Source organism: Limnohabitans sp. (assembly GCF_044361985.1).
GTDB lineage: Bacteria > Pseudomonadota > Gammaproteobacteria > Burkholderiales > Burkholderiaceae_C > Limnohabitans_A.
In genome coordinates, this window is the sequence record NZ_JBIKHV010000098.1 from 1 (window position 1) to 7147 (window position 7147).

The window sequence follows — 7147 nt, forward strand, 5'->3', positions numbered from 1 at the left end:
TAACTCGCTCGATTCACGTTACTGGGGTTTTGTGCCGGATGCCAACATTGTGGGCAAAGCCTTTTTTGTCTGGATGAACTTCGGCAATCTCAAGCGCATTGGCGCTTTTGACTGAGGTGACCGTGGCCACTTCTCCTGCATTGTCAGCATTGCAAATCCGACTGGGCTATGCCTTTCAACAGCTTGGGTTGTTGCAACAAGCTGTCACCCATCGCAGCTTCAGTTCAGACCACAATGAGCGCCTCGAATTTCTGGGCGATTCGGTGCTCAACCTGGCTGTGGCGAACATGCTTTACGCGCAGTTGTCCAGTTTGCCCGAAGGTGACTTGTCGCGGGTGCGAGCCAATCTGGTCAAGCAAGACACCTTGCACCAATTGGCCAAAACGCTGGACTTGTCTGCTGTGATGCGCCTGGGCGAAGGTGAAATGCGCTCTGGCGGTCAAAGCCGCCCCTCCATCCTGGCCGATGCACTGGAGGCCATCATCGGCGCCGTGTATCTGGATGGGGGCTATCAAAATGCGCAAACACTGGTGGAACGCTTTTTCCAAAAAGTGGACATCAAACCCGACATGCAGGCAGCGGGCAAAGACCCCAAGACCGAGTTGCAAGAGTGGCTTCAAGGGCGTAAGTTCGCGTTGCCAAAATACACTGTGGTGGGCACCTCCGGCGCAGCGCATCGGCAGCAATTCGAGGTCTCCTGCGAGGTGACCGAATTGCGCCAAACCCAACAAGGCTCAGGCGCATCGCGTCGTGCGGCTGAACAAGCAGCGGCAGCCGCCTTGCTGCAGATCCTGAAATCCGAAAGCCCTGCATGAGTTCCGATAAAAAACCTGCTGAATCTGAACGCAACTCGCCTGAGCAACAGATGCGTCGCCCTGTTCAAATTGCGGGCGTGACCATCCAGCCACGCGATGCCTCCGAAGATGCCACATTGCCCCCTGTGACTGCTGCGGCCGAGCCTGTGGCCGTGAGCGGTAAGCACTGCGGCCTGGTGGCCATCGTGGGCAAGCCGAACGTGGGCAAGTCGACTTTGCTGAACGCCTTGGTGGGCCAAAAAATCAGCATCACCTCGCGCAAAGCCCAAACCACGCGCCACCGCATCACGGGCATACGCACCCAGGGCTTATCGCAGTACGTTTTTGTGGACACCCCGGGATTTCAGACCATTCATGGCACCGCGCTGAACAAGTCACTCAACAAGACCGTGGTGGGTGCCGTCAGCGATGTCGACCTGGTGCTGTTCGTGGTCGAAGCCGGCAGCTTCACCACCGCCGATGCCAAGGTGCTGGCGCTTTTGAAACCCGGAATCCCGGTCTTGCTGGTGGCCAACAAACTGGACAACGTGCACCGGCGTGGCGATATCGCACCGTGGCTGCGCGAAATGCAGGAGCGCCACGCCTTCAACGAATTTGTGCCCATGTCGGCCAAACAACCCAAGGACATTGAGCGCCTGCTGGGCATTTGTGAAAAATACCTGCCCGAGCAAGCTTGGTGGCACGCCGAAGACGAATTGACCGACCGCAGTGAGAAGTTTTTGGCCAGCGAGATGGTGCGCGAAAAATTGTTCCGTTTGACCGGTGACGAGCTGCCCTATACCTCCACCGTGGTGATCGACAAGTTCGAGGAAGAACCCGGCCGCACGGCCAAACGCATGCTGCGCATTGCGGCAACCATCGTGGTCGAACGTGAAGGCCACAAAGCCATGGTCATTGGTGACAAGGGTGAAAAGCTCAAGCGCATCGGCACCGAAACCCGTGTGGAGTTGGAAAAGCTGCTAGACGCCAAGGTGTTCATTGAGCTTTGGGTCAAAGTCCGCTCGGGTTGGGCCGATGACGAAGCGCGTGTGCGCAGCTTCGGTTACGAGTAACTGCCAGCGCCCATGGCCACCAAGCGGATTGCTGACGAGCCAGCCTATGTGCTGCACCGCTACGACTGGAGTGAGACCAGCCTGATTCTGGAAGTGTTCACACGCCACCATGGCCGGGTGGCTTTGGTGGCCAAGGGCGCCAAAAGGCCCACTTCCAGCTTTCGTCCGGTGCTGCTGCCCTTGCAACCCCTGTCACTGGCTTTTGGTGGCGATGGCGATATTCGCACCCTCAAATCCGCTGAATGGGTGGGTGGGCATGTCATGCCCACGGGCGAGGCACTGTTGTCGGGTTACTACCTCAACGAGTTGCTGATGCGCCTGACAGCGCGAGACGATCCCCACCCGCAGGTGTTTGACGTGTACGCGGCGGCTGTGCGCTTGCTTGCCAGTGGCGATCCCGATGCCTTGCAATGGGCTTTGCGGGGGTTTGAACTGCTGCTGCTCAAAGAGATGGGCTTATTGCCTGCACTGGATGTGCAGACCTTGACCCTCAAGCCTTTGTCGGCCAACGACTGTTATGTTTTGCTGCCTGAGGCGGGGCTGCAATGGGTAAATGACGACAAGCGCAACGCCTTGCGAGGTGAACAATGGCAGTCGCTACAAGCTGCGCTGCTTGCCCCCAAGCCGCTGGCTGCCTTGCTGCGTGAATGTGCCGATCTGCTGGTTCAGTTGCAACGCCCTTTGCGCCTGTTGCTCAACTACCATTGCGGTGTGGGTGCCTTGCGCACCCGACAAATGATGCTGGACTTGCAAACCTTATGAACACCTTCATGCCCACATCTCCCCAACGCGTTGCCCTCTCGGTCAACGTCAATAAAGTCGCGCTGTTGCGCAATTCCAGGCACCTGGCCATACCCAGCGTGACCCGTGCCGCCGAACTGTGCCTGCAAGCGGGTGCCCACGGCATCACCATCCACCCGCGCCCGGACGAGCGTCACATCCGCGCCAGCGATGTGCCGCAGCTGCACGCTCTGATGAAAGCCTGGCCCGAGCGCGAGTTCAACATCGAAGGCAACCCGTTCCACAACCTGATGGCGCACGTGCGCGCAGTGCGCCCGCAACAGGTGACCTTTGTGCCTGACAGCGAAGGCCAGTTCACCAGTGACCATGGCTGGACTTTCCCGAAGGATGCAGAGCGTCTGAAGCCTTTGATCGCCGAATGCAAAAGCCTGGGCGTCCGTGTCAGCCTGTTCATGGACCCGATCCCTGAGCAAATGGCCTCAGTCCGCGCTGTGGGTGCCGACCGGGTGGAGCTCTACACCGAGCCGTATGCGGCCACTTGGGGCGCGCCAGAAAATGCGACGCAGTTGCAGCGCTACGCCGATGCAGCGGCGGCAGCCGTGCAGGCTGGTTTGGGCGTGAACGCCGGACACGACCTGAATCGCGATAACTTGCCCGCCTTTGTGGCAGCCGTGAAGGGCTTGCAGGAAGTCTCGATCGGCCATGCCTTCATGGCCGATGCCCTGGAGATGGGCTACGCTGCGACAGTTCGGGCGTATTTGAACGCCATGGCCTCTTGATGAAGGCCCCCGCATGATCTATGGCATTGGCACCGACATTTGCGACATTCGCCGTATCCGGGCCAGTCTGGACCGGCATGGCGATCGCTTCGCGGCCAAAGTCTTGAGTGATGGCGAAATGGCCACTTGGAGAGCCCGCAGCGCCCGCTGGCCCGAACGTGGCGTGCGCTACCTGGCCACCCGTTTTTCAGCCAAAGAGGCCTTCAGCAAAGCCATCGGTCTGGGCATGCGCATGCCCATGAGCTGGCGCTTGTGCGAAATTGGCAAACTGTCCAGCGGCCAGCCTGTGATCGTCCTGCATGGTGGACTGAAAGAATGGTTTGAAGCCAAAAATCTCAGCGCCCACATCACCGTCACCGACGAGAGCGAATATGCCGCGAGTTTTTGTGTGGTCGAAACCGGGACGCCGCATTCTGTGCCGGTCAGTCCAGCCCCTTGATTTGTGCTTCTTCACCCTGAACTAAAGAGCATTACCATGAACATTCATGCCCCCCTGATTCTGGACATTGAAGGCATTTCTCTGAGTGCTGATGACCGCCGTCGCCTGGCCCATCCGCTCACAGGCGGCCTGATTTTGTTTGGCCGCAACTGGCAAAGTCGGGCACAACTGAGCGACTTGTGTGCCGAGGTCAAAGACATCCGTGCGGACCTGCTGATTGCTGTGGACCATGAAGGAGGCCGCGTGCAGCGTTTTCGCACCGATGGTTTCACCCACTTGCCACCCATGCGGGCCTTGGGCGAACTCTGGGCACAAGATAGCCCAGACCTGCCCGGCTCGGGCGTGCTCAAGGCCTGTGAGGCGGCCACATCAGCCGGTTTTGTGTTGGGCAGCGAGTTGCGTGCTTGCGGTGTGGATTTCAGCTTCACCCCTGTGTTGGACCTCGATCATGGCGAGAGTGGTGTCATCGGTGACCGCGCCTTCGCCCGTGACCCGCGCGTGGTGAGCCTGTTGGCGCGTAGCCTGATGCACGGCTTGCTGCAATCGGGCATGGGCAACTGCGGCAAACATTTCCCTGGGCATGGCGCCGTCAAGGCCGATTCGCACGTGGCGCTGCCCGTGGACAAACGCAGCCTCAAAACCATCCTGGCCGACGATGCGCAGCCCTACCGTTGGTTGGGCAGTGTGCTCACGGCCGTCATGCCTGCCCATGTGATCTACAGCAAGGTGGACAGCCGCCCAGCGGGATTCTCGGCGCGCTGGCTGCAGGACATCCTGCGCAGGCAGCTCGGCTTTCAAGGCGTGGTTTGTACCGACGACTTGTCGATGGCCGCTGCACGCCAAATGGACGGGCGCACGCTCAATTACGTCGAAGCCGTGATCACCGCATTGCAGGCAGGCTGTGACCTGGCGCTTTTGTGCAACCGCTCTGTCGTGAATGGCGGCATTGAACTGGACGAAGTGCTCGATGCCTTGGCTGAAGCCCAGTTGAAAGGCCATTGGATGCCCAGCGAGATCAGCGAAGAGCGGCGCTTGAACCTCTTGCCCCGATCCCCCGCCCGTCCCTGGGACGAACTGGTGCGCTCAAACGACTACATGCAGGCACTCGACCGACTGCCTTGAACTGAACAGGACCCAAGAATGAATTGGATTGCGCGCATTTTCATGGGCCTGCTGGGGCTTGTCTTTCTGGCCGTGCTGCTGGGCGCTCTGGGCCTGTACATTGTGTTTGCCACCCTTCGCTGGCTGCTGACCGGACGCAAGCCCCAGGTGGTGATGGTCTGGCAGCAGTTCAGTGCGTTGCGCAAGGGCGCACGCTGGGGAGCCCGGCCCGGCTTTGAGTCGGGTTTTGAGTCACCTCGCCAGGACGACATCGTCGACGTTGAAGTCCGCGAGGTCGTTGAAGACGCACCCCGTTTGCCGCCCCGGCAACAGGGCTGAACCCGTTAGCCACCAAAAAACCCGGCCATGGCCGGGTTTTTTGTGGGTCCGTGCACCGTGCGCCGCTCAGCTTTGAATATGGCGCAGCGCCGGGAACAAGATCACGTCACGGATGCTGGGGCTGTCGGTCAGCAGCATCATGAGGCGGTCAATGCCGATGCCGCAACCGCCAGCGGGCGGCATGCCGTATTCGAGCGCACGCACAAAATCATGGTCGTAGTACATGGCTTCGTCGTCACCATCGTCCTTGGCGGCCACCTGAGCATGGAAGCGGGCGGCCTGGTCTTCGGCATCGTTCAATTCGCTGAAGCCGTTGCCGAACTCGCGGCCAGTGATGTAGAGCTCAAATCGCTCGGTCACTTCGGGCCGAGTGTCGTTGGCGCGCGCGAGGGGTGAAATTTCTGTGGGGTGTTCCATGATGAAGGTCGGCTCCCAGAGCTTGTCTTCCACGGTTTCCTCGAAATAAAACACCTGCAAGCTGGCCAAGCTGCGTGTAGAAAGCTTGTCCTTGGCTTCACTCATGCCCAGCTTTTTCAGCGCGTTGACCAGCCACTCGGCGTTGTCCACGTTGTCGCCCGCCTCGGTGTGTTTGAGGATGGCCTCGCGGATGGTCATGCGGGTAAAAGGCTTGCTCAGGTCCACTGGCTTGCCGTTGTAGCTCAGGTCGAGTGTGCCTGCGGCAATCATGGCGGCGTCGCGGATCAGGCTTTCCGTGAAGCCCATCAGGTCCTGGTAATTCCAGTAGGCCGCGTAGAACTCCATCATGGTGAACTCGGGGTTGTGGCGCACCGAGATGCCTTCGTTGCGGAAGTTTCGGTTGATCTCGAACACGCGCTCAAAGCCACCCACCAGCAAACGCTTGAGGTAAAGCTCCGGGGCAATGCGCAAGAACATTTCTTGTTCCAACGCGTTGTGGTGAGTCACAAAGGGCTTGGCGTTGGCGCCGCCGGGAATCGGGTGCAGCATGGGCGTTTCGACTTCCAGGAAGCCGTGCTTGACCATGAACTCGCGGATGCCGCTGACGGCTTTGCTACGGGCCACGAAGCGCTTGCGAGCAGCTTCGTCGGTCATCAGGTCCACGTAGCGCTGGCGGTACTTCACTTCTTGGTCAGCCACGCCGTGGAATTTGTCGGGCATGGGCCTGAGGCTCTTTGTCAGCATGCGGATCGAGGTGGCATGGATCGACAACTCGCCGGTGCGGGTTTTGAACAAATGGCCTTCGACCCCCACGATGTCGCCCAGATCCCAGTGTTTGAACAAGGCATACAGGTCTTCGCCTACATCGTCGCGCGTGACATAAACCTGGATCCGGCCTGTAACATCTTGCAGTGTGGCAAAGCTGGCCTTGCCCATCACACGCTTGAGCATCATGCGACCAGCCACTTTGGCGGTGGTTGGCGCCACGCCTTCTCCGTTCAGGGCTTCAGCAGTTTTTTCGCCGTGGGCCTGGTGCAGATTGGCCGCGTGGTGCTCGGGCTTGAAGTCGTTGGGAAAGGCCACGCCCTTGCCGTCAGCCTGTGCCTGACGCATGGCTTTGAGCTTTTCGCGGCGCTCTGCGATCAGTTGATTTTCATCCTGGTGCGCAGGGGCTTGCGCGGCAGAGGCGGGGGCAGTCGTGTCAGACATGGCGAGGTGCTGTTGGGGTCGGGCGCAGCAGGCCGCCCGATCCGGGGTTGTAAAGGGGCGCGAATGCGCAAAGCCTTCTATTTTAAGAGTTCGCGGGCGGTTTCTGGCCCTCATTTCCACCAGAAGTGTCCGAAGGCGCCGATTCCACCATATCGCCCACCAATTCGAGGCGCATCAGGGGCTCTTGCAGCGTAAAAAGTCGGTATTTCATGGCCAGAGGCAGGGGCAGCAGTTCGCACCAGCGGTCAGACAACC

9 protein-coding genes are annotated in these 7147 nt (G+C 59.7%); 8 read left to right on the top strand and 1 reads right to left on the bottom strand.

Features of this window, described 5'->3' with window-relative positions; genetic code table 11:
- The 8 genes from ACIQ3A_RS12595 to ACIQ3A_RS12630 all read left to right on the top strand — a co-directional run.
- The coding region (locus tag ACIQ3A_RS12595) for a S26 family signal peptidase (RefSeq protein ID WP_396432085.1) at positions 1-115 on the top strand (115 nt) is incomplete at its 5' end.
- 7 nt (positions 116-122) lie between these two features.
- Positions 123-815 (top strand): ribonuclease III, encoded by a 693-nt coding sequence (gene rnc, locus ACIQ3A_RS12600; protein WP_396432077.1) that lies wholly within the window; start codon positions 123-125, stop codon positions 813-815.
- Positions 812-1867: a GTPase Era gene (era, locus tag ACIQ3A_RS12605; protein ID WP_396432078.1), complete on the top strand. Its 1056-nt coding sequence runs from the start codon at positions 812-814 to the stop codon at positions 1865-1867. Before rnc ends, era begins: the two co-directional genes overlap by 4 nt.
- Before the next feature lie 12 nt (positions 1868-1879).
- A complete protein-coding gene (recO, locus tag ACIQ3A_RS12610; RefSeq protein WP_396432079.1) occupies positions 1880-2629 on the top strand; it encodes a DNA repair protein RecO in 750 nt (249 codons plus the stop codon).
- A gap of 8 nt (positions 2630-2637) precedes the next feature.
- Positions 2638-3387: a pyridoxine 5'-phosphate synthase gene (locus tag ACIQ3A_RS12615; protein WP_396432080.1), complete on the top strand. Its 750-nt coding sequence runs from the start codon at positions 2638-2640 to the stop codon at positions 3385-3387.
- 13 nt (positions 3388-3400) lie between these two features.
- On the top strand, positions 3401-3826 hold the full coding sequence (gene acpS, locus ACIQ3A_RS12620) for a holo-ACP synthase (RefSeq protein ID WP_396432081.1): 426 nt from the start codon (positions 3401-3403) through the stop codon (positions 3824-3826).
- A 36-nt stretch (positions 3827-3862) separates the two neighbouring features.
- Entirely contained in the window at positions 3863-4948 is a 1086-nt protein-coding gene (nagZ, locus tag ACIQ3A_RS12625; RefSeq protein ID WP_396432082.1) for a beta-N-acetylhexosaminidase, read from the top strand.
- An 18-nt stretch (positions 4949-4966) separates the two neighbouring features.
- Positions 4967-5266: a hypothetical protein gene (locus ACIQ3A_RS12630; protein ID WP_396432083.1), complete on the top strand. Its 300-nt coding sequence runs from the start codon at positions 4967-4969 to the stop codon at positions 5264-5266.
- 66 nt (positions 5267-5332) lie between these two features.
- On the opposite strand, the gene lysS is transcribed toward ACIQ3A_RS12630, so the two are convergent.
- A complete protein-coding gene (gene lysS, locus ACIQ3A_RS12635; protein WP_396432084.1) occupies positions 5333-6892 on the bottom strand; it encodes a lysine--tRNA ligase in 1560 nt (519 codons plus the stop codon).
- Positions 6893-7147: the final 255 nt, after the last annotated feature.

Bases quoted from the DNA above. Each gene is read 5' to 3' on its own strand.
- era (WP_396432078.1), top strand. From the start codon at position 812: ATGAGTTCCGATAAAAAACCTGCTGAATCTGAACGCAACTCGCCTGAG.
- recO (WP_396432079.1), top strand. From the start codon at position 1,880: ATGGCCACCAAGCGGATTGCTGACGAGCCAGCCTATGTGCTGCACCGC.
- ACIQ3A_RS12615 (WP_396432080.1), top strand. From the start codon at position 2,638: ATGCCCACATCTCCCCAACGCGTTGCCCTCTCGGTCAACGTCAATAAA.
- acpS (WP_396432081.1), top strand. From the start codon at position 3,401: ATGATCTATGGCATTGGCACCGACATTTGCGACATTCGCCGTATCCGG.
- nagZ (WP_396432082.1), top strand. From the start codon at position 3,863: ATGAACATTCATGCCCCCCTGATTCTGGACATTGAAGGCATTTCTCTG.
- ACIQ3A_RS12630 (WP_396432083.1), top strand. From the start codon at position 4,967: ATGAATTGGATTGCGCGCATTTTCATGGGCCTGCTGGGGCTTGTCTTT.
- lysS (WP_396432084.1), bottom strand. From the start codon at position 6,892: ATGTCTGACACGACTGCCCCCGCCTCTGCCGCGCAAGCCCCTGCGCAC.